7 protein-coding genes are annotated in these 23,262 nt (G+C 61.9%); all 7 read right to left on the reverse strand.

Going from position 1 to position 23,262, the window contains the following annotated elements:
* Positions 1–94 precede the first annotated feature (94 nt).
* Positions 95–1,006 (reverse strand): hypothetical protein, encoded by a 912-nt coding sequence (locus tag JJ685_RS20715; protein WP_201676224.1) that lies wholly within the window; start codon positions 1,004–1,006, stop codon positions 95–97.
* A gap of 122 nt (positions 1,007–1,128) precedes the next feature.
* Positions 1,129–2,529 carry a phospholipase D-like domain-containing protein gene (locus JJ685_RS20720; protein WP_201676225.1) on the reverse strand — a complete coding sequence of 467 codons (1,401 nt, stop codon included), beginning with the start codon at positions 2,527–2,529 and terminating at the stop codon, positions 1,129–1,131.
* The gene (locus JJ685_RS20725) at positions 2,526–5,999 is read right to left on the reverse strand and encodes a serine/threonine-protein kinase (protein WP_201676226.1); all 3,474 of its coding nucleotides are present in this window, start codon (positions 5,997–5,999) and stop codon (positions 2,526–2,528) included. Before JJ685_RS20725 ends, JJ685_RS20720 begins: the two co-directional genes overlap by 4 nt.
* Positions 6,000–6,040: 41 nt before the next feature.
* A complete protein-coding gene (locus tag JJ685_RS20730; protein ID WP_201676227.1) occupies positions 6,041–8,143 on the reverse strand; it encodes a UvrD-helicase domain-containing protein in 2,103 nt (700 codons plus the stop codon).
* Positions 8,140–14,574, reverse strand: a complete 6,435-nt coding sequence (locus JJ685_RS20735; protein WP_201676228.1) for a DEAD/DEAH box helicase — start codon at positions 14,572–14,574, stop codon at positions 8,140–8,142. The genes JJ685_RS20730 and JJ685_RS20735 overlap by 4 nt, the downstream gene beginning before the upstream one ends.
* A 10-nt stretch (positions 14,575–14,584) precedes the next feature.
* Entirely contained in the window at positions 14,585–19,744 is a 5,160-nt protein-coding gene (locus JJ685_RS20740; protein ID WP_201676229.1) for a class I SAM-dependent DNA methyltransferase, read from the reverse strand.
* A gap of 2 nt (positions 19,745–19,746) precedes the next feature.
* The gene (locus JJ685_RS20745) at positions 19,747–22,692 is read right to left on the reverse strand and encodes a DEAD/DEAH box helicase (protein WP_201676230.1); all 2,946 of its coding nucleotides are present in this window, start codon (positions 22,690–22,692) and stop codon (positions 19,747–19,749) included.
* Positions 22,693–23,262 lie beyond the last annotated feature (570 nt).

Raw genomic sequence — 23,262 nt, forward strand, 5'->3', positions numbered from 1 at the left:
GGCAGCAACTCGCACCATGAGAGGACCGCCGGCGGACACGGTATTCTGAGCTTAGCCGCCGCGAGAGAGCGGCAAACCGCCTGGGTGCGGCCCTTTATGGCTCAACTTCAAGGGCCGCGGCGCACTTTCGCCAAAGTCCGATTTGCCGGAGGTCGATGGCCTTTACCGCGCTGACGTGAAGCTCCGGCGGACCAACGTACAAGAGCACACGCAGCATCACGAGGGCGGGCACTTGAGAAATTCTGAGTACCTCAGCCAGTCTGGCTTGATTCCTGTTTAGATGGGCTTGGATACGTTCGCGGTCTACGGATGCTTGGAATTCAAGGCGCCCCTCTGTATCGGGCACGAGCATGTAGCAGACACTGTCACTTGCAGGATGCGTCAACTCGCATAGCTCTTGGTACCAGTCGTAGAACCCGCCCGGAGGGAAGTCTTCGAGCGGCTTCGTATAGGTACTCGGCAGCTTGGCCGGAACGTAATCCGGAGACGTAGCCCTTTGCGACTTGTCCACTCGCTTGGCGTGAGAGAAATGGAGAAGGACATCCTCAAGCTCCTTGTATCTGAGTTGGAGCGGCGGCGACGCGCCTTTCAAGGCTTTCTGGATGTTCGCCTTCTGTCCCGCAAGCGCAAGCGGCACACGAGGCAACCCGTCATACGAGTCGCCAGTGGCCTCGAGAAGGCCACGCGCGGAGGCACAGAATGGCAAAAACAAATCTTGCGAGTAGGCGGCAATACATCCCTCGGCCCAGCGGTACGCACGCACGAGTGTCGCGACAGCCGCGAAGTGCGCGTGGTACAGCAGCTCGGTCATCTGTACTCTTACGCCGGCCGTCGCGTCTGTCTTGAACAGCGCCTCGTGCTCGTCCAACGACAGGTACTTGTAGCGGACAGGCGCGCCCTCCAGCGCCCGGACAGTGGTCCGAACGGTTTCCAGCATCAGGGAGCCGTTGACGCCAAATACCGCCTGCTCGGCGTCTCTGGTGATAGGGGATTGGGAAGATTTCATGCTAACAGCGTTCCTCACGAGTGCGGCGGCGTAGGCGAACAGGTTCAGAGTTACCGTGCGCTTTGGCTTCAATGAAGCGGTAGCTTGCTAACGGTGAGTTCAGATTGATGCCGCCTTTGTTGTCACCGTCCCGTGTAGCCGTCCGCAAGCAATCGCTTGGCATCCTCAAATGCCTTCTCCACATACGGCTTCTTCCGCACCACTACCCCGAATTCATCCCGCGGCTTTCCTCGAGAGCTACCCTTGAACGAAAGCCAGTTGAAGCTGGTCGTAACGGCGAACTCGTCATCACAAATCAGCTGTTTGCGGTGCGTGTTGCCCACTAGGGTGAGGCGAAAGTTCTTGAAGCGTCTTTCGAGGTCTCTCAAATCGCGCTCCGCCTCCTTCGTGATGGCGACCTTGGCGGTCGGGTCCTTCCGGCCATCATCGGCCCCCTCGTCGATGCCATACCCGATGTCCACCTGCACACCCTGGCGCAACAGCGCTTCAAGGGACGCGATGAAGCCCCAGTCCACAACCTGGTGGCGCACCCACGGCGAAATGATGACCAGCCTCTTCTTCGCGCTAGTGAGTGCCCGTCTCAAGAGTTTGGGATGCTCGTGGCACTGAACATACTGCAACGTGTCGCCCATCAGGGGCTGAGCATCACCGGCCGGGCCATCCGACGGCGCTCGAGCTGCAGCTACTCCTTCGCCGCTTGGGGGTTCAACGTTGGAAATCAAAGGTGCCGCCATTTCCTCCAGCGACGGCTTCTTCTCTGCCAGGAGCTTTGCACCCACCTGTTCCGGCCCACCCAGGGCTCGGAATGCGTTCTCGTGCTCCACAGAAGGTCCATCTTCCTTCCAGAATCCCACCCGGATGTCTTGGGGGTTGGCGACGTTCCGGTAGTAGACGAGCAGACAATCCAAAAACCGCATCTCCCGTCGCTCGATGCGCCGAATGGCCAACAGCTCCGGCTTGCTATCGCTGGTTCGCCGGCGCTGCAGCACTTTGTCGAACTCCTCTACGGGGATGTCCTCCTTCTCCGGTCTCTTACTGGACGCGGGAGACACCTCGAGCATGCCAAATTCCCGCATGTCCCGAGGCCGATACAGCTGCTCCGGGCTGATGAAAAGCAGCTTGCGTGTGAGAGCATCGAAGCAGACCGGAATCGTTCTCTCCTCCGGTGCCACGGTGACTAACTCCATGAGTGCGGTCTTTCCCTTCGCAGTCATGGCGACCTTGGGCGAGGCATCACCCACCGAGCGCATGTAGTTCACGAGTTCAGCTGAATTCAGAGCGGCAAGGACAGGCGTCAGCACCGAAGAAGGTAGCCCGAGGAACTGCACGATGTCGTCGGTGTCCGCCAGACCGGCGTGGACAGCACGCAGAACGCCTTCTTCGATAGGGCTCAACTCTTTCCGCTCGAGAACCAGTACTTTGAGAGTCAACGCGTAGACAGGTAGGCCCGCTTCCCGAAAGGTTGCAATTTCGTAGCCGGGGTATTCCTGCGCCGCTCGTTCAAGAACTTCCTCGAGAATCATCGCGTGACCTCCACTTCGACCAGCTCACAAGTGCCAGGATTGCCGCGGATGTAATCAAGAACTTCCCGCAGCGGGTTGACTGCGTCGGGCACTGATTGGCAAAACGCATGGTCACCAACAATGGCCAATAGCTCCTTGCCTCTCGATAGGGCCACATTGATGCGCTCCATGTCCCGCAAGAAGCCGAGCGTATCTGCGCCGGAGCGAGTTAGTGAGAAGATGAGGATGTCGGCCTCCCTGCCCTGGAAGGCATCCACCACGTTGACAAAAATGTCTGTGTAGGTCGCCCACTTGTGGCGAGACGTGGCGATGGCCGTGTTGAGCCGCTCCATCTGAGCCGAATATCCGGTCAGGACAGCCACGCTGAACTTCTTCTTGTCACCCTTGCCTTTCTGAACCCGAAAGTCTATGCGCCCCAGCAACCTCGTGACCTCATCGACCTCACAGAGGTTGTAGTGGGAGGTTCCGCCATCTACGGTCCTCGACGCCCGGTCGGAACGCCGACTGGTGGAATACCAGGTTACCGGGCGAGGTGTCGCGCCCACCAAGCTGGTCTCCTGCGCACGCTCGACTGTCTTCAGGTCGCCGCCATAGAAGCATTCGGACACGAGGTCGCCGATGGCCGGAATCATGCGGTGCTGGGTCCAAAGTGCCTTCTTCAGCCCAGAAGGCAAACCGTCGCGGAGGTGATTGAAGAGCGTCGCCTTCTGGTCCTGAGGTTGAAGGTCAAACTTCAGCAGAAGACCGGCCTTCCTCAACTCCGCGTCCTGAAAGGGCGGCAACTGCTTGCTATCGCCCACGAGCACGGTCCGCCGAGACCTGGACATCGGCACCAGCGCCTCTGTGGGCGTAGCGATGGAGGCCTCGTCGATGATGCAGAGGTCGTAGACAATTTCGCTGCGGCCGGGGATTCCCATCACGCCCAGACAAGTTCCCGCGACGACCTGGGACCCAGCAATGACGGCAGCCTGGAACTGACTGCTACGCCCGAACCGCGCCTCCCAATCGCCGTGAGCCTGGAGCAACGCGCGTAGCTGCACGCGATGCGGGCTGTCGCCGGCGAACGCCTCAGCCCACACCTTCAAATCTGCCGCACTGCTCGCTTCATACTCCTTCAGGTCTTCCTTTTCCTCGACGTAGACAGCAAGCTCCGACCAGGACTCCTTGAGCGCTCGGGCAAGCTCCTCACGCTCTGAAGTCAGCCCTTCGAAGCGGTCGTCCAGCTCAGACCGGGCTTCAGGGTCGAGGGTCTTGCGGTAGTCGTCTGTGAGCTGAGGCTGCAAGGCGTGAAGGTCAGCCTCCACGCCTTCGAGCCGAGCCTTCAGTCCAGCGTGCCGCTCCAGCGCCATAGCACGCCGCATGTCCTTTGGATTGACACCGCGCTCGCTGGCCCAGCGTTCCACGAAGGCCCGACCCGGGGCAAGCGCCCTTTTCCGAAGTTCGGGAAGCTTCGCGTCGAGCATAAGTCTCCGTGTTGAATCTGCAATCCGGTCATTGCTTTCGTGACCGATTCGGACAGCTTCAACCGGTTCGCCAGAGACCTTTACGATGCGCTCGAGGGAGTTGTCCAGGGCCACGTGCGTCTGCGAGGTCAGGAGCACCCGCGCGGTGGGATTCGCCCGCAGCGTCTGCAGTACGAGTTCCGTGATGAACGTCGTCTTACCCGTACCGGGTGGGCCCTCCACAATCATCAACTCGGGGCCGGAAAAGGCGGCAACCACAGCCTCCTTCTTGTCCTCGTCGATGTTCGTTTGGATGAACTCTACTTGTACCAGCGGGGGAACGAGGACCTGGTCAGGATTGACGATGTGTTTCCCGAGCTCTGTGTCGACCGAACGCCCGTACCGGACCGCATCAACCGCTGCCTTCTGCTTGTCCAAGGCGACGTCGGTTCGCCTGGTGTCCTTCTCGAGCGTTCCTTCCGAGGAAACAGCGGACATTTCCACCTCGTTCCACTCACTCGGGCGGATACTTATCGCACCAGCCGACGCCGATACGACCTTCCCTCGGAAAGTCCTTCCTCCCCGAACTTCGATGGCGACGTCTTGCTCCATCAGCCCACCGACCGACACCCCCGGTTTGGGAGTGAGCTTCAGGAACTCTCCCTGGGCGTCCCGCTTGACGTACTCCATGCTGAAGCGCCGGAGCTTCTCCAGCTCCGTCTTTGCACTGAGCAGGTTGAGCCACTTTCGATAGATGGCCTGCTCCTTCTCTTCGAGCTTGCGAAGCTTCTGTTCCCCCGAAAAGAAAAGGAGACGCTCAGTGAGTCCGGCCAACGCCTCCTTCGACGCCGCTAAGCCGGTGCCCGCGAGCTGAAGCCGGAGACCCACTTCGCAGGCCGCAGCTCGTCTACGGTCCAGTTCGGATGCAGACGGCTCCATTGCGGAAACCAGCACCAATTTGCATCCGGACTCTTCAACGACCGCGTTGTATCCGTACTTTCCACCGTACAGCCGCAGCGCCCTCTCGGGGTGGTCGGGGGTAGGGGCGAGCTCCTCGGCGACTGCGCCCTCAAGGTCACGCTCAGCGAACCGGTCGGCAGCATCCGCTCGCAAACCCATATCTGCCTCGAGGACGCGACGGACCTTGTTCGTGAGAGTGAACAGCACGCCTTGGTCGTGACGCGCCGCCGCCGGTGGCAATGCGCGTTCCAGTTCCGCCCGCAACGTCACCGCGTTGGTCGGACGCGCTGTCGGGTCGTCAAGATTGAGGCAGCGGCGCAACAACGTGCGCAGCGATTCCGGAATCGCGACCTCTTCTAGCGCCGCGAGAAGCTCCCTGTGCGTCCCAATCGGTGCCTTCGCAAGGGAAACGACTGCCAGCGCTGCAAAGCCGAACACATCACGGCTGTAGCTATAGCTTCCGTCGTCGGGTTCTGGCGGCGCGAACGGCATGGAAGCAAACTGTCGCAGTGTGACCCCCGGTGATAGGAACCTCCGGATTTTGGATATCCCGAAGTCGCACAGCTTCACCACTCCATCGCCGCTCACGAGCACATTGCTTGGCTTCACGTCCCGATGTACTGTGGAGCGGGAGTGCGCATACACAAGGGCCTCGAGCACACCGCCCCCCGCCGTGCGATAGAACTCATCCCAGGTCTTGAGAGACTCCCGTTCACAGAGCTGCCGCAGGTCGGCATCCACCCATTCCATGACGATGTAGTGAACGTCCGCCTCTGAGTCCCTTCCCGAATCCACGATGCGCACGATGTTCGGATGCTTCAGGTCAGTCAGTGCTTGAACCTCTCTGCGAAACGACTCTTCGACGACGGGGTCCGTTCCCTCTCCCGTTTTGAAGACCTTGAGGGCCACCGTATCCCCGGAGTCCGTGTCGGTGGCTTGATACACGGAAGCCAACCCGCCACTTCGCGGCGCGCCCCGGGTGACATATCGCCCGTTGGCGACCAGTAGCTTTGCCACTGGCTTTTGGGCTTGTCCGTCCTTCAGCGACATCGTCTCGCGTTGTGCCATACCCTCTCCTCCTGCTTCTTGTTTGGCTTTGCGCTACCTGCTCACTTCAACCGGATAAGCAGCGCAGCCCGTTTAGCACGTGTCAGCGCAACATACAGAAGCTTGCGCTGGTTCACCGTTTCCTCCGGAACACCCAGAAAGTCGTCCGGCGCAACCACTACAACTGCATCGAACTCCAGTCCCTTTGCCCGATGCATCGTCGCAAAGTGAACAACGTCGCGCGCATCTGCGTGATTGCTCTCTGCGGAAATGGTGACGCCATTGAGCCCAGCTCCCTGGAGCTGGGAAGCCAGCGCTTCCCTTTGCTTTTCGGTCGCCGCGATGACGCACACGGAGGGGGCGCTCTCCCCGCTCCACTCCGCCCTTAGCTCCTTGATGAAGCGAGTGGCCGCGGCTGCCGCACCCTCCAATCCCTTGACCGTCAAAACCTCCGGTGTCGGACCATGCGACAGTGACCGATACCGCCGAACTTCATCGTGGCCTTCGTCCAGGTCGTCGACCTCGCAGCCCTCCAGTAGCGCCACCGCCTGGCGGCGGATTTCGTCCGTCGTGCGATAGTTCAGGTACAGCTTTCGGGCGCGTCCGCGGATGTCAATGCCGCAACGACTCATCGCCGCTCGGTTCCGGCTGTAGATGCGTTGATGCCCGTCGCCCACGAAGAACAGGTCGTTGGGTCCTGGAGCGATGAGTGCCCGGAGCAGCTTTAGAGCCTGCGGCCCGAGGTCCTGCGTTTCATCCACCACGATGGCGCTGTACTGACCGTCCGCTTGTGAGTCCGCGAGCAGTGCGGCCACTTCGCGGTACGCGTCGTCAACCTCCTTCAATTTTCGGGAAGCGAGTTGGCCTCGGTATTCTTCAAACACCGGCCAGACAGCCTCCCGCTTCGACCGACTGAGCACGCCGGCCCGGCCCGTCCGCCGAGCCACCTTGTACTCCTCAAGAGTCGTAATCCCTTGCGCAAGAACGACTTGCTCAAGCTCCTGTTCGTAGAACTCCTCGGTGAGCTCGAGTTTGGTGTCACGCACTGCGAGTGCCTTCTGCCAGGCCTGACGGGCGGGGTCATCTCGGCGGCCGTAGACGATGCGGTGCTCAAGCTTTCGGCTGCGCATGAAGCCATGAACCCATGAGTCCAGGTTGCGCACCTCCAGCTTCTCCATGGTCGACGGTCCGCACAGGGTCCGGAGGTTCTGTTCGATGTCGCTCGCCAGGTTCCGGGTGAACGTCGTGAAGAGGACCTTTTTTCCCGCCGGCGTGCGGCTTTCGGCCAGCCACTTGGCGCGATGCATTGCCAACACCGTCTTGCCCGTACCGGCTCCACCCAGGATGCGCACGGGGCCGCTACGGTCACCACTTGCCAGCTTGTGCTGCGTCGGATGAAGAAAGACGCGCCATTGCTCGAGCGGCGCGTTCATGATGGCCATCATTGACTCGTCGTCGTTCACGACAACGAACCGCGCCTGCGATTCTGGCGTGGCCAGCGCCGCCGCGAAGTCTGAAGTGTCGACCTTCTTGTCGACTCTCGTTTCCCGCTCCGAGAGCACCTGGCTGACAGAGTCGCCCGCCGCAACGAGGAACAGACCTTCATACGCCTCGACCGGCAATCGCGGCTGCAACGTGTCGAGTTCCTGTTCGCCGCAAATCTCCCGAACTTCCGAGAGCAGTTCTTCCGGCACTCCCAGGCTGACCAATTCACGGTCCGACAACGTCGCGTAGACAGGCGGGGCGGCGACCGCAGCGGGCGGGCTCGGAGGAGCGAGCTTAGGCCGGTCTTGCAACGGAGGGGCTTCCGGCTCGGCCTGCCGCTCGATGACAACCAACTGCATCGCCCCGGTCACCGGGTTGATGGAAAGCCTTCGATTCTCGGCCCACCTGTAGGCATCGTCGTGGTGGTCTACATAGAGCAGCACATAAACATCGCCGCTGCTTGGCTTGAAGACGATGCCGCGCCAGTCTCGGTCCAGGCGAACGGACTTGAGGTTGGAGTCACGGGCGCTGTTGATGTTCTCGTAGTTGATGCCCGGGCTCGTCGGGTCAGACTGGAACTGGATGGCCCATTTCATTACCTTCGAATGGACGTTCGAAGGGAGTTTTGAAAGCTGAATCAGAAAGTCCTGTGACAGCGCGACCTTTGGCTTCAGACTCATTCCTTGTTCCCTCCAGACTCAGTCTTCACTAGATTGAGGCACTTGGCTGCGGCAATCTGCCAGGGCTCCCCTTGGACCTCCGCAGCGTCATTGAGAAGAATCACCGTCCAGTGCTCTGCGCGCCACGCATCGCCAACGTCTTCCTGGTCGGAGCGCAGCACCACCAGCTTGGAAGCAGTCCACGCGAGCTCGCAATCCGCAAGCACTCGCCCCTTTTCGTCGGCCAGTTCCAGACCAACCTCCGGCACTGAAGCACCCTGCCCAGCCAGCTCCTTGAGACCTGCAGAGAGAGCTGGCATCGCCTCTGACAGGGCCTGAAGCCACGCCCCACTCAACGCTCCGTGGTCACCAGCCTTTCCTGGGCTCACTCCAGCGCCCGGACTAGCGGCAAGTCCCTCGTAGTCATGCGCGTCAAGGCCGGATGCGGTGGCTAGCAGGACGCCTGGCAGGAATTGCATGGCATTGAACAGCTGCAGCCAACGACGCCAGTGAGCGTGCAGTGACTCATCTCCTTCGGCCGAGGCCGAGTCGAGAATCACGGCCGCAGGAACCGACCATCCCGGCGTACTCGGCAAGCCCTTGGCAAGCGAGAGGGGCCACCACCCGAGCGCCACAGTGCCTGTCTTGGCCTTCGACGTCATAGGCGCGTAACCTCCGCCCGGCTCACGGATGGGGGACGGTAGCCTGGCAAGCCATTGGCCACGCTGGTCATCAGCAAGTGTCTTGTCTTGCGGCGTGGCCGGCACCATGAGGAACGTCAGCCACGCTGCATTGCGCTGCTGAATTTCCACGCCGCCATCCCCACTCCCCTCGCCTTCTGGCGCTCCCAGCCAATGTAGGAGTCGCGCGACGGCGTTCTGTGTGAATGCCTTCTCCTGCGCGCGTGGAAGAGTTGCCGGCGCCTTTGCCCCATCGTGCCTGGACAAGGCGACCAAAGGCGACTCCAGGTCGGTATCCAGGCTCGCAAGAAGCGCCGAGGCGACATCCTGGTGTGTGACAGACCACGTCCAGAATCGCCCACTCGACACGATGGCACTGCGCTTCAGTGCATCCTCCCGCAGGCATTCCTTGTGATACGCCCAACCATCGCAGAAGACGGCCACCGGCCTGCGCTTCGAGCCCGCGGCCCAAGGAAAGATGACGAAGTCTGGCTGGCTCCAGACAGAAACTCCGACGCCATCATTGAGCTCCGACTGCGGTTCGACTCGGTATCGCTGACTGCCGACTTCAAGGAGATAGCCCGACTTGCCGTTGACCACGTCCTGAATCAGTTTGACCGGCGGCAACCCTCCGACGCCCCCGAGCTTCTTCAAGCTTTCGATGAAGCGGGCCTCGAGCACCGAGTCGAAGTTCGGGTTGATGTAGATGTCCGAAATGGTCTTGACGCGCTCGAGCGCGTCCAGCGACCCCACCAGCTCGGACAGGACTGCTTTCGCGTTGTCACGTGACACCAGCTCCATGCTGCGGCCCAGTCGGTACTGGTACAGGCAGCGGTAGCAACCGTCCTTCTCCGGGTCATGATTGCAGGAGCAGGTAGTCAACGCATCGAGCGCAAGGCGCAGCACGTCAGCCAGGGTGCGGGCATCGTGAGCCAGCAGCTGGTGAAGGTAACCAGTGCCGCCTGGCACGGAGTCGTACAGCATGACGAAGTGCTTTCGAGGCCCCCCGTCCTTTCCGGGCTCGTCCTGCAGCACCATCCGCAGGTGGTCGACCTTTCCGCCGAATCGCCTCTTCAGTCCCAGTTGCACGGCCGCCATGAAGGACTGCACCACCCGCTCGTCGACGCCGCTCTTCGTGTACGGGACCAGGATACGCAGCGCCTCCGACTCGAACTCCCGATACAGGTACAGGCATTCCAGCAGGTTGGCCGGGTCGTCGGTCCCGTGCTTTGGACAGTCGAAGCTGTGGCTTTGTTCGGCGGATTGCGCGCCACGCCGTGGTGGCTTCTGCACCTTTCCACAATGCTTGCAAAGCCGGAAGCCGGGGCGCTGAGCGTCCTTGTCGGCGACCTTGAAGGTCTCACCTGGCTTGGCGAGCTCTCCGAAGTTCACGTCGCGGAAGGTCACGCGCGCAATGAATTCGAAGCCGAACGGTGTGCCGTCCGTGGGAATCTGCCAGGCCTCGCGAACGCTTGAAGGCTGGAAGTCCGCCATCAGCTGCCGCACGTAGTACTTCGGCTCCCGGTCTTCCGAGCTATCGTCGATGCGGACGTCGGTGTCGTTGCTGTTGGCAATCGCTTGTCGGAAGCGCAGCAACGTGCGCTTCTGTCCGCCGTCCGACCACATCGGGTCGCCGCAGTGCGGGCAGGTCGGGTGCACGTCAGGTTCGACGAGCAGATTCTGCATGTGGTGGCAGCCGGGACAGAAGCGCCAGTCCTCTGTCTTGGCCAGGCTCATGTTTATCTGGTCGACCTCCACCCGCCGCTGGTTGGCATAGAAGCGGTTCTCGGGCGCGAACTCGGACAGTGCCGACTGCGCCGGCCGCTCGTATTTCTGGGTCGCCAGCGATACGTATGCGCCGTTCCCAGGCTCGTCGTTACCGCGCTTGCGCCATAGCACGGACTTCAGCTGGATGCCCGACTCGGGGAAGGCATAGTTGGGAATCAGCCCGGCGTCGGTCAGCGTATTGAGCAGGTCGCGCCCATTGATTTCCTTGATGAGCTCGAGCATCTTGTCGCGCTCGCGCATCAGGTTGTCGATTTGGTTCTGCGTCGCTTCATCCTGCGGCTGTTGCTGCACCTTGGTCTTCGCCTTGTCGAGCTCGTCCTTTTTCTTCTTATAGGTGCGTCGTTCCTCGACCAATTCCTCCAGCGCCTTGGTCAGCCGGGTGCGCAGGCCGTCCGCTTCTCCTTGTCCCTGCATGAAGTCCCGCAGGCGCCCGCGAACGACATCGTCAACGTCCTTGTCGAGCAGCGCCATGAAGCTGTCAAACAGGCGCTGTTCATTTTTCAAAACATGGTCGCCGAAGATGTACGGGAATCGGTCCAACTTCGCCTGCTCCATGGCGTCCAAGGCCTGCGAGGTCTTCTCGGGCAGCGCTGTGGCGTTGCCTAGACTCGACACCCAGTCATCCATGCAGAACGCAAAAAGCTGGCGTCGCAGCACCTCGGCTGCCTGCAAGAAGACACCCGGGGGCGCCACCTCGCCGGCCATCATCTCCTCGGTCTCTGCAAAGAAGTAGAGGTCGTGTGGGCTGTTGCCGTCGGCCAGCGTGGTGGTCATCGCATTGCCGTCGCGCCGCCCGGCGCGGCCCATGCGCTGCAGGAAGCTGGCTTGGTTCGGTGGCACTGAGCACAGCAACACCGACGACAGGTCACCAATATCGACCCCCATTTCGAGCGTGGGCGTCGCCGACAGCAGGTTTTCGTACCAGGGCTTGGGATTCTTGTCCTTGAAGCGAAGCTCCAGGGCCTCACGCTCCTGCCGCTCGAGCAAACCCGTGTGTTCCGCGGCAATCACTCGGCGCAAGTCACCTTGACTGAACCGACGGGACCACCAGTCAGATGCCTCCGGAATGAGTTGTTCGTATTGCGACTCCACGGCGTCCAGGCAAGGCATGCCCAATAGGTATTCAGAGTCCCGCTTTGGCACGGCCAGGCGCCGCTTGCTCCCCTCGACCGCAATGAACGCAACTTCGGCGTCGAGTTCCAGTGCTTCCGGATTGATGGCCAGCGTGTCACCGAGGGGATGCGAGGTCTTCAGCAGCACTCCCGCTGCCAGCAACGCATCGAAAGCCGCTCGGTAGAGGTCTGCCGCCATCCCCTTGGCAAGGAGCATCTGTGAGCCCAGAGCCGCAGCGGCCCAGCGGTCATACCAGGTTGACCGGTTGGTCCCCGTGAGTTTGTCGAAATCGTGGTGCTTGCCCAGCGTGAGCAGGACCGGGCGCGGCCCGTAGTCACCCATCCTGGGCATCCATTCCGCCCTGCCAGCGCCCCTTGCGAGCATCCATACCTTGCCATCGCCTGCGTAGTTCGTCATCTCGGCGTGCATGACCCCACCGCGGCGCCGCATGTGCACAAGCAGCCCCCAGAGCCACTGGGTGAGCACGGAGGACTCCAGCCCCTGGCCACCGAACTGCTCACGAAAAACTGGCATCAGATGCGTGGCCACTTCCTGCACACGCGACCATGGCACGCTCAGCGTCGCCTTCCCGATTCGCTCCAGCGTACGCCCACGCTGGCTTTGGTATGTCAGGTCGCTGAACAGCTGCCACAACAGTCGCTTCTTCACCTTGCCTGGCAGACGGGAGTTGGCGGGAAGCTGCCCGTGTTGCAACAGCTCAACGGACCAATCGTGATGCCAAGTCATGTTCGGCGCCAGGAACTCCGCCACCAAGGTCTCAGGCGGCATATGCAGCACCGAGCCGACCTCGTCGAACCGTTTTTCCGCGAGCGCCAGAAACTGGGTCCATGGCATGCGAGGGACCTCGAGTTGGTCCAATACGTGCGCCCAGGCGGTCCGGACGTTGTTGAGCCAGGTGCGAGCGCCGAAGAATCCTGCGCGGTGCGCCGCATCCTGCACGGAGTCCGAGAAGGCAATCAGCTTCTTGTCGTCGTTGAAGATGCTGGCCCAGCTTGCCTCCACGATTTGCGAGCCCAGCGTCGCGTTGCGCGCGCCGAGCAGCAGCAACTCGTCACGCTCTCCGCAGCCAGGGCAGGTGTCGTCGTGGCGTGTGTATTGCGCGGTTCCAACGACCTGCGTGCGCTGAGCCGTCACGCGATAGACCGGGAGCAGGTCTTGATGCGCGCACGCCAGGCACGCCGCCCCTGCATCAGAACCGGCCGCCTGTACATTGCCGCAAGCGACGCACACATGTTGTTCGACGCCATCCACATGCGGGCGGCCGACGCTGCGCGCCGCATAGAGTCTGGCCGCCTCTGGCCTGCGCGAGAACCATGTGTTGTAAATTTCGTCGAGCTGCGTCGATAGCTTGTTGCTACCCGGCACCAGACGCGACAGCCACCCGGTGGTGCGGCACTGGCTGCACTGCACCATGGGCAGGTAGACGCCATCGCGCTCTCCCGGCAGGTCACGTTCGCTGCGCAGACGCACGTCCTGTGGGTCCGATGCTATTTTGCCTACCATTCGCCGCAGTTCGCGTACCCAGAGTTGCACGCGCAGCGTCACCAGCGGCTGGTTGCCTTCGCGCATCGCCCACGCCACCAATACGAGCAGCGCGTCGAGAACTCGCGCCACCTGGATGCGCGTGGCGGATGGCATGTTGCGGGCGAACGCTTCTTCCAGCGAGGCGTAGTTGACCACGCCGCCCTTCATCAGCCGCAACAGGTTGACAAAGAGCTGGTGGCGCTTCAATTGCTCGCCCAGCGCCTGCCGCCAAGCGACACCTGCGACTTCGACCTCGTCCCTCGGCTGGGAAAATCCGGGGAAGAATGCCCCGAACCAAGCCAGCACCGCTGCCTGCGGGGACGCGTACTGGGCAGGAGTGAACAGCGGGTCCAGCTCGGGGCGCCAGATGAACATATGGTCCACCGTCGCGTCACCGAGAAAGGCATCCACCGAAAGCCGGTTCTCGGTGATGACGGAATCCGCCGCGAAGGGCGTGCCGAACACCTGCCGCGCATACTCGCGCAGCGGCGTGGTGTCGGACGCGCCGCCCAACGTAGCGGACGTGCCCGCACAGATAAGCTGGCCGCCATCAACTTTCAGGCGGGCGCGCAGGCGGCGCAGCAGCAGCGCAAGGTCAGTGCCCTGCGCACCATCGAAGGTGTGAAGTTCATCGACCACCAGGTAGCGCAGCGTGGTGGGTGTGTTGTGCGCCCAGAGCTGCCGGTCCCTCGGCCGCAGCATCAGGTAGTCCAACATCTTGTAGTTGGTCAGCAGGATGTCGGGCGGATTCTTGCGCAGCGTTTCGCGGTCTGTGATGACACCAGTGGGCGTCATCACCATGCCCTCGCCTGGCTTGCCGGCAATGCCGCCAACATAGAGGCCTACCCGCAGCCCCGCGAACGCCGAAATTCCAGAGACCAGTTCCGCCATGCGCCGCGCCTGGTCCGTCGCCAGTGCGTTCATCGGGTAGATGACCAGGGCCTTGATGCCTGGCTTGCCCGCGGCCCGCTCACGGGCGCAATGGTCAAAGACCGGGAACAGGAAGCACTCGGTCTTGCCGCTGCCAGTGCCGGTAGCCACCAAGGTACTGGCCGCCATGTGCTTCGAAGAAAGGCGCTTCCAGGACTGTTCCTGGTGACTCCAGGCGGGGCGAGGAGTGTCGAAGTCTTTGAAGAACTTGCGGCCAGACGAGCCCTGGGCGAACGGGAGGCCGACTTGGACGTAGGGTCCCTTCAACCATCCCTCTTCGTCCTCGACGAACCGGCTCATTAGCCCGTGCATGAAGGCGTCTGCCGGCTCGAAGCCGGAAACGAGAAACTGCTTGAGTCCGACTTGGATGTCGCGCGCGAGAAGCGAAGGGAGCATGCCGTTCCTCTTATGTGGATTCGCTCTGCGACTCGAAGAATGCCCAAGCGGTACGGTAGTCGGATTCGCGGTCAGCGCGGGCAAAGGGCGCGACGTAGCGGCGCTCGACCGTGCGCGGACCGCCAGGAAGGGTGTCGTCGGTCACCCATTGGGTGATGACGGTTCTGTCAGGCACTTTGGGCTGGCCGCCATCCGACGTGACGTTGTACTCCCACATGTCTTCCCAGCCGAAGTTGCCGTCGCGCTGCCTGCCATCGGGCGGAACGATACGGGTTTTGGGCGTCTTGGCGCCGCCCTTACGCGGCAAGCCGACGCCGACCAAGCCCTTGCTGTTGGTAAAGACGATGCGACCGTGGATGTCGTACCAAGTGTCGCGCTCGTAGCCCTGCATCACCGGGAACTGCACGCGATAGACGAGCAACAGTTCCTCCAACGTCAGGCCAAGGGCCTGGGCGACCAGCACGTCGATTTCCACCAGGGCCATGCGGCGGGCGTAGTCGCCGCGCAGTGCGCTGTGGCGTGTCCAAGTGCCGCTGAGGTTGGCCCAGAAGTCCTGGGGCAGGCGCAGATTGTCGGGCTGGCTCCACTCCTGGTCCGCGGCAGCGACGTCGTAGACCTTTTCCCATAGCGGAGCGTAGTGGCTGGTAAGGCAATTTAGGGCGGCCACGCGTGCACGAATCTCCGCCTCGCCCGGAACTCCGACTCGCAGTACAGGCATGTGGTCCGAGGTATCTCCAAGGAAGTTTGCCTTGCCCGTTGTCTTTAGCAGAAAGTCGACTAAGAGCGAGGACCAGCATGCCAACGTCAGGACTAGGTCATTCGAATACCTGAAGATGACAGAGAGTGCTCCGTCAATGTGCGTACTTCCGAGAGGCATAAGTGCCGGGGTCAGAGTCCGCTCGCCTGATGGTGGGACCATCCTTCGTGTCACCAGCCGAAAGTACTCTGTGACGGGGCGCCCCTGTTCCTCTCCTGCGTCCACCCAGTTCACGCGCGGAACACGACGGGCGAACTCGGCACGGTCGGACATCGGTATGTAGTTCGTACGGGGCAGGTAGTCGTCCGGCAAAGAATCAAGGTCGAGCACATCGTAGTGGCGGTTGGCCGTGCAGACCTTGCGAGGCGTCTTGTTGCACGGATTGGCCAAGAAGATGTGCGGGCCTGAGAGTACCAAGTCTTTAGGATTCGCTGGGAAGCGGGCATCGCTGACAGGACGGCGGGCCAAGGTGCCATCTCGCTGCGACGCTGTTTCGTCGAACATTACCGTGGACAAGTAGTCGTCCTCCAAGTCCACCAGGCGATGGCGCCAAGCGGCAAGCTTTCTGAGCACGCTACTTAACGCACCGGCATGCAGGGCTGGCAAGCGCGCACGGCGCGCAGGTGTTTCAGCCTCGTCGTACAACTGCGCGAACGTGCTCAGCGCCGCTTCATCGACCTGAACGATGCGGTCGGCGTGCCCCGCAGTGTTCCACTCACCTCGTTCGTTCTTGTACCCGCCTACAACGCCGGCCCCGTCGTGTCGATAGCAGGCATCGACCGTGGCCGGCGCAAACAAGTTGGCTAGATGGTCGAACCTGGGAATAGGTTGGGTCGGGCCATACACGTTGATGCTGTATTTGGTAAGGTTGTGTACCTCGGCAAATAGCGCTAGTTCGTTCACAAACTGGAAATGCTTACGAAGGCGTGCATACACTTCTTCTCGCAGTACAGCCCCCTTTGTATCGTCATAAGGTCCTTCGGGGTGGAGCAGGCCAGCGATGCCTTGAGGTCCGTTCAAAGACCACGACAGGGTCATGAAGCACTTGTAGAGGTTGGCCTTCATTCCCGCGAGGGTGGGGTAGTTCTGAGCCGCATTTATGAAGTTCTGCGCTCCTTCTGCCTCCTGCATTTCCTCTGTCCACGCTGCCTGAAGTCCTGCGTGACGAGAAAAGGCCTCGCTACGCCGTTGCGCCAGTTCTGCTGCACGAATATCGCGAATGGCAAACAACGGGTTGAATTCGCCCAGAATGCCGGACTCATTCCACTCCACTCGCAGCCACGGCGGGTTGCCGAGTACGAGGTCGAAGCCGCCACGCCGAACCAATACGTCAGCAAAGCACAGTTCCCAATGCATGAAGCGCCGCTTCATGGCGATGGACTCGACCAGCGTGACGCGGGGAAATGCCTCTCGCAACCGACTAATGCGCAATTGGCCGAAGCGGTCGTGCAGCCGAGGCTGGTCGGCGGCGTGTTGCAGCGGCAGTTGGGTCTCAAACCCGGCAAAGGTACCTTGCACCTCCGGTGCCAGGGGCGTGAACCGTTCGTGGCCGGCAGGCTGGAGGTCCAGGGCCGTCTGAGACCCGATGTCGACAACGTTACCCTCCAGGATGGCCCCAATCTCCAACCACCAAGCCTCACGAGTTGGGAGCTGAGCGCTCTCGGTAATGGGCCAGAACCATAGCGCGCTCCAGTAGTCCATTACCAGCTTCAGGCGGCGGAAAGGCGTGGCCAAGTCGCCGTCTTCGTTGAGTAGGCCCTGTCGGCGAATGGCTTCCTTCTGCGCGCGTGACAAGCGTTCGGACTCGTCGTCGACCCCGGCCCCCACCCTGACCTTGCGGTGCGGCCACACGTCCAGCGGGTCTTCGGTGCGGGCGCGGTCACGTGCTAGGCCCTGGGTGTGCTCGTGCCACAGCTCCTGCACCTTGGCGCTCAGCTGCTGCAAGCGGGCGACTTCGTGGGGCGCCAGCGAGGCATTAAAGGCTCGCCTCCAAGCTTTCAGGCGCTCGAAGTGCTCGGGATAGAGCTTCTTGGCGTCCTTGTCGGCATAGTCGGCCATGCCTGGGTCGGGCAGCAGGAAGTGCCAGATGTCGTCGGCCTTGAGCGGCGCGTCCGCCGTGACGCGGCGAGGTGGCTCCTGGTGCCAAGCGGGCTTGGCGCCTTTGACGACGCTGCTAGCACGGTAGACCTGCCGGCGTGCGCCAATCAGGCTGTTGCCGGCAAAGAGCTGGTAGCCAAACCAGGGCACGCGGGCCGGTTTCAGCGGCAGCGGGTTGCCATCCTTGTCGTGCGTGGGCTCGCCGTAGATGGCATTGAGCCACAAAGACACCTCGGCAAGTTCAACCGCCACGGGGTTCAAGTCGACTCCGAATACGTTGCGGTCCGCCAGTACCATGCGGACCTTCTGCAGTTCCTGCGGATACTCGTCATGCGGGATGCGTCGCCCCTCTTCGGCCTGCTTGCGCTCAAGGTAGGCATCGGCAAGCTGGTTGACTGCCTCGTTCAGGAACGCGGCGCTGCCCATTGCGGGCTCGCAAACGGTGAGTGTGAGGATGTCATCGGCCTTGTTGACCCGGCCATTCTCCGGGGCCAGCAGCTCTTTAAGCGCGTACTTCACCAAGCACTGCGTGAGCACCTGCGGGGTGTAGTAGCTGGCGCTCTTTTGCCGGTCGCGGCCGGCCAGGCGGTAGATGAAGCTGCCCTTGGGGTACAGGCGCAGTCTCCGATGGCCGTTGTCGTCAATGTCATAGACGCGCTCGTCCTCGTGGTACTCGGCCAAGCGCCCGGCGGGCACAAACCAAGCGTTCGCAAGCTTTTCGGCTTCGCTGTTCTGCGCGCCAGCGAAGCGGCGGCGGCTGGTGGACGACACATCGCCGTTGTCGCCCTCGTCCCCGTTGTCTTCTTCCGAATCTGCATCCGCCGCGTCAGCATCGGCCGCGGCGCGGCTCTTTTTCGGTGCTGGTTTGACTTCGTACAGGTCGTCTGCTGCAAAAAATCCGCGGTAGCTGAGGAGGGCCTCATACACCGCGCCCAACTGGTTGATGGAAAGCAGCTGATAGCTGACACGCCCACTGCGGCGGCCCTTCCCTTGGCCGCGACTGAGTGACATCAACCGGATGATGCGCTGCCACAGGTGGTTGGGGAAATTCACCTTCGCAAGCAGCGGCAGCGCGGAGTCGTCGAACAGGCGGCTGTCCAGCGGCGCCAGCGCAAAGGTCTCCTGAGCCCCGGCAACCGCAGCATCGAGTTGCTGGGTGACTTGGCCGAGACCACACCCCTCGGCGACCAGCTTAAACAGACGGCGCAACGTGGCATCGAAGTAGCGGCCATCGCGCGCTTGCGGGCTGGAGAGGGGTTGCATCTCCAGGTCGCGCAGCTTCTCAAGGCTGTAGCCCTTGAGGTAGACCTCGCTGCGCGCGATGGGCACATAGCCCAGTTCGGGCCGCGCCTCGATGTAGAACATGAATAGCAACCTGTACACTAGGCGCAGGCATTCCAGGCTGAGTTGGGCCGGGTCCAGCTTGTATTGCCCGGAGTAGACGCTCTTCTTGCTACCGCTGGCTTGTTCGTCGAGTTGCCGTGCAGCTTCGTTCCCCAGCAGCTCGATGGCTTCGCGCAGCGCGTACTTCAGGTCTTCGCTGACGCCGAAGGCGTGCTTGTGAGCGTTTTCGTCCAGAGTCTCGAGCAGACTGGCTCCTTCTCCGGGAGAGAGGGAATCCTTGTGCAGGAGCGCTGCGCACGCCCTGAGCGTGTCAGCATCCTTGCGGTCAAGGATGTCGGCCCAGTCGAATCGCAGAGCACGGTTGTTGGGCCACTTGTAGCGGTCCAGCAGAAGCCAGTCGTCCAAGCCCACCAGCAGTGCGTACCGAGGCGGCTGGTCAGCGCCGAACACGGCATCGGAGAGCAGTTCGGCCCATGTCTCACGCTGCATGGCGGGCGGTACCGGCTGTCCACCGAGGTGCAGGCTGAGCACACTGTTGTCCAGGAGGTCCTCGTTCTCCGACCCCGGCTGATACGCAGGGATGATGGCGAGCTGGGGCGTTTGCACCTTCCAAAAAGGCAGCGGTAGCCCCGGCGCCAGCTCGTGCACCACTGGCAGCTTGGGCGGCGCGTCGTAGCCAAGGGCTTGCAGCAGGCCGGATTGGAGTTGAGTGAACAGCTCCCAACGCTCGGCAGCCTCGTGCCCACGCTGCACCTGTCCGCGGAGTCCGAACCACTTCTGAGCCCACGCCTGGAGCCGCTTGTGCGGTGCACGCCAAGCCTCTTCCCCGGAGTGCTCGGCCTCGGCCGCATCCCAAGCGTCCAGGCGAGACTTGACGTCCCCCTTGAAGACCTCGGCCAGATAGTGATGGCTGTAGAACTCGTTCTCATTGGCGATGCCAGCAAAGGTCTGAACGGCGTCGAGTACTGGCATGGTCAGGCCGCCTGGATGGCGCTAGGGTGGCATACGCCCGCCAGCACCTGAATCCAGGGCTGGGGCTCAGTGGTGAGGGTGTCGTGCACCCACTGGCGGTACTCGTCGAATACCCGATTGATTTGCTGACTGCGTTGCTCGAATCGTCCCCGCTTGACCGTTTCGAGCTGCTTGTCCAGGGCGAGCGTGAGCTGGTGAATCTGTCCGTCCTGAAGCCGCTTCAGGTCGCGCAACGTGGTTTCCAGACGCTCATTCAGCCCCCTCGCGAAGTCCGCCTGCATGTCCACCATGCGCGCGTGCATGGCCTGGACTGCGTCTGGCAGCGCCTTTTGCATGGCGTGCGAGACATGCGAGAGCCCATTGGCCGCGCCGCGATTCGGAAGCTTCTCTGCCCTCAGACCCGCTCGCTCAACGAACGCCTCGAATGGCTCCAATGTGAACCCTTTCGCGCCAGCAGGGTCCGAGCGTCGACTGGCGACCCGCCATTCGACGAGAAGCGGTTGGCCCTTTCGATTCGGCACCAGGCTCATGAGGACGAAGGCCTGCTCGTCCTCATGAATCCGCACACTCTGGAGCAGGGGTGCCCGGTGCCGGCCGAAATGGGTCAGCACCCGGTCACCCAGCCACTCCATGATGGGATGCTGCTGCCAGAGATAGTGCAGCTGGGGCCAGGTGTTGTCCTCTTCACGTGCCTGCCTTGCCAATTCGATGGCAGTTGCGACGCGTTGAGGGTCCGCACAGAGGGAGTAGTAGTCATGCTCCGCCTGAACCTCTCGCGGTAGCTGCCTGAGCCTCTCCTGGAGGTCCGGCGGCGCGGTCAGGTTGATGAGTTGCTCGGCGTCGCTGTGTTGCCATTGACAGAAGTCGCCCCCTTGATTCAGCTGCTTGAGGGCCGCCTTCGCGTATTGGAAGTCACTTTCGAAGAGGGACGACGGTGCTTCGATACGCCCCAGGCTCGCCGCTCCGTTGGAATGCTCTGGGGCGGATTCGGCACCTCCGAACAGCGTCATCAGGTAGTCGGCTTCGTTGTCCGTGGTACTCGCCGCCGCCTGGTCGAGCGTTGCCTCCACCTGCTCGGGCGTCATCCCATCTGCCATGAAGCCGCTTACCTTCTCCGCCTCCTTCTCGGCGTCAAAAACGCTCAGGAAGGCCGAAGGGTCGCCCAAATTCAAGTTCGCTTGCTCGTCCTTGCGTGCGAGGATTTGAAGGATGCGCTGGTCTCCTCGAACCTTTTCGTTCACGGTGTCGGTGAACATGTAGATGATTTCCGGCTGCTTCTTCTGACCGTAGCGGTCCACTCGCCCATTTCGCTGCTGGAACACCATCAGCGACCAAGGCAAGTCGAAGTGCACGAGTCGGTGGCAGAAGTAGTGGAGGTTCAAGCCTTCGCTGGCGACGTCCGAACACAGGAGAACCCGAATCGGGTCTTCCAACCTTCCGAATCGTTCGACAAGTTCAGCCTGCTCGGTGTCCGCCATCCCTCCGTGCAGCACGGCGAGCTGCTTGTCTCGCAGGCGGAGGTCAGCGCGCAGGTGCTTTTCCAGCCAATGGAGAGTTTCGATGCGCTCCGAGAACACGACCAGCCGGTCGTTGGCATCATCCGCCTGCCAACCAAAATCCCGCGACTTCAACACTTCCAGCAGGTTCTGATAGCGGCTGAATCCCGTGGCCGTTTGGTCGTCGACCAGCGGCACAAGGGTTGCCTTGAGTTCGAGCAGTCCGGCGACTTCCACGGTCTCGTCGGGGGTAGCTGCCGGCTTGCTCTCGAGCAATTGAATTCGCCTGACAGTCGATTCCAACGCCGCGGCCGGACTGGAGAACAGCGCCTTCTGCAGGCCCACGCGCTGCAGTTCCTGCTGCTTTCCGGCTTTGTGGGCTCCACCTTGGGTGAACTGGACCTCCAGCAGGGCCCGATACGCTGCTTCCTCTTGCGCGGTGGCAGGACGGCCCAGGCGCGTGGTCTTCCGCTCCTGGAAATCCGCTGAGACCTGGTCCCGAATGTCCTTCTTGAATCGTCGGATGACCAAACCTTTGCTTTTGAAGTCGTCCGGGGTGTAGTCGTCGGGGTCCGAGGTTGCCGTGGGGTCGAGCAAACTCATGAGCGACGCGAAGCTCCGGGCCGACCCGTCGTGGGGCGTGGCCGAAAGTAGGATAAGGGTGTCGGAACGAGTTGCCAGCAGCTTGGCTAGGCGCGCGCGACGGGAAAGCCCCGACTCCCCGGCACGGGCCGCCACGTTGTGACACTCGTCGATGACGATGATGTCCCACCAAGCGTTTTCCAGGTAGTTCCTGTATTCGAGATTGCTTTTGAGGGTGTCGACCGAGATGATGCTTCGGTCGAAGTGGTTGAAGGGGTTGTGATTGGCCGGGATGCGATTTCGGACGCGGGCCAGGCCGACCGAGTCCAACCGTACCAGCGGAATCGCGAAACGGCTCCACCACTCCTTCTGAAACTGGGTGAGCATCGCCTTCTGGGTAACCACCAGAATGCGCTTGCCGCGCCCCCGTTGAATGAGCTCCGTCGCCAGTACACCCGCTTCCATCGTCTTGCCCAGACCAACCGCATCGGCAATGAGAATCCGCGCCCGCGGCTGGCGGAGGGCTTGGATTGCCGGGTCCAACTGGTAGGGCACGAGGTTCATCACACCGCGGTGGCCCAAGTGGATGGACTCGTCATTCGGAACCAGACGGCGACGAGTGCTTTCGATGTACAGCATTGCCGCAGCGAACATCGGGCTGTCATCCGGAACGAGTTCCGTCGCCGCCGGGTCCAGAACCTGAATCGCGTCTTCGAGCTCGGTGAGGAATAGAGCCGACCTGCCCCGGACGAGGTCGGAAACGCCGTCGCAGGTCAGAAGCCAGCCTCCGTCCGTAGACGGGTCTGAGCGGCGTACCAGCCATTCCTCATCCCGGATGACGACACGGGACCCTGGGCCAAAGGGAAGCATTCGGATTTGTCTCTGTTCTGCCGAGTAACAGGGAAGCTTACAACCGAAAGGCAGCATTAACTACGCTCGAGTTCCCCCGTGAATACGGGTCGGCGCTGCTCGCGGGACTCCCTCGGGCTGGAACTCCCCCAATCTCGAGCAGCCCAAGTCCTGGTCGCTACACCTCCGAAGCACACGGTTCCGCCGCAAGGCCGCAAGCGCCATTGAAGTCCCTAGCGGGGCACTCAGGGCGCCACGGCCAACCAAGTGCGCACTAGCCAGGACCTGGGAAGGCTCACGGCGTCAACCAAGGATTCATAGACACGCCCCCCACTGGATTGCAGCTGGCCGAAAAGCACCTTTAACACCCTAAAGGCGTCAGACGACTCGTCGCCGCGGAATGAGTTGCTACACGAAGTGCCTCTGACGCTCCGCGCACCACCGGGAAGGCTCACGGCTGTTTGTCTCCCCGGATGGCCACCCAAAATCCCCCACCCGTGGCCACCTCAAACTCCTCCACCTGAATTGATCGGGAGAGGGTAGTAGGCCGGCGCCGCCGGCCCCCTTTGGACAGGACGTGAACTGACCTCC

This window comes from Ramlibacter monticola, from assembly GCF_016722785.1.
Lineage (GTDB): Bacteria > Pseudomonadota > Gammaproteobacteria > Burkholderiales > Burkholderiaceae_C > Ramlibacter > Ramlibacter monticola.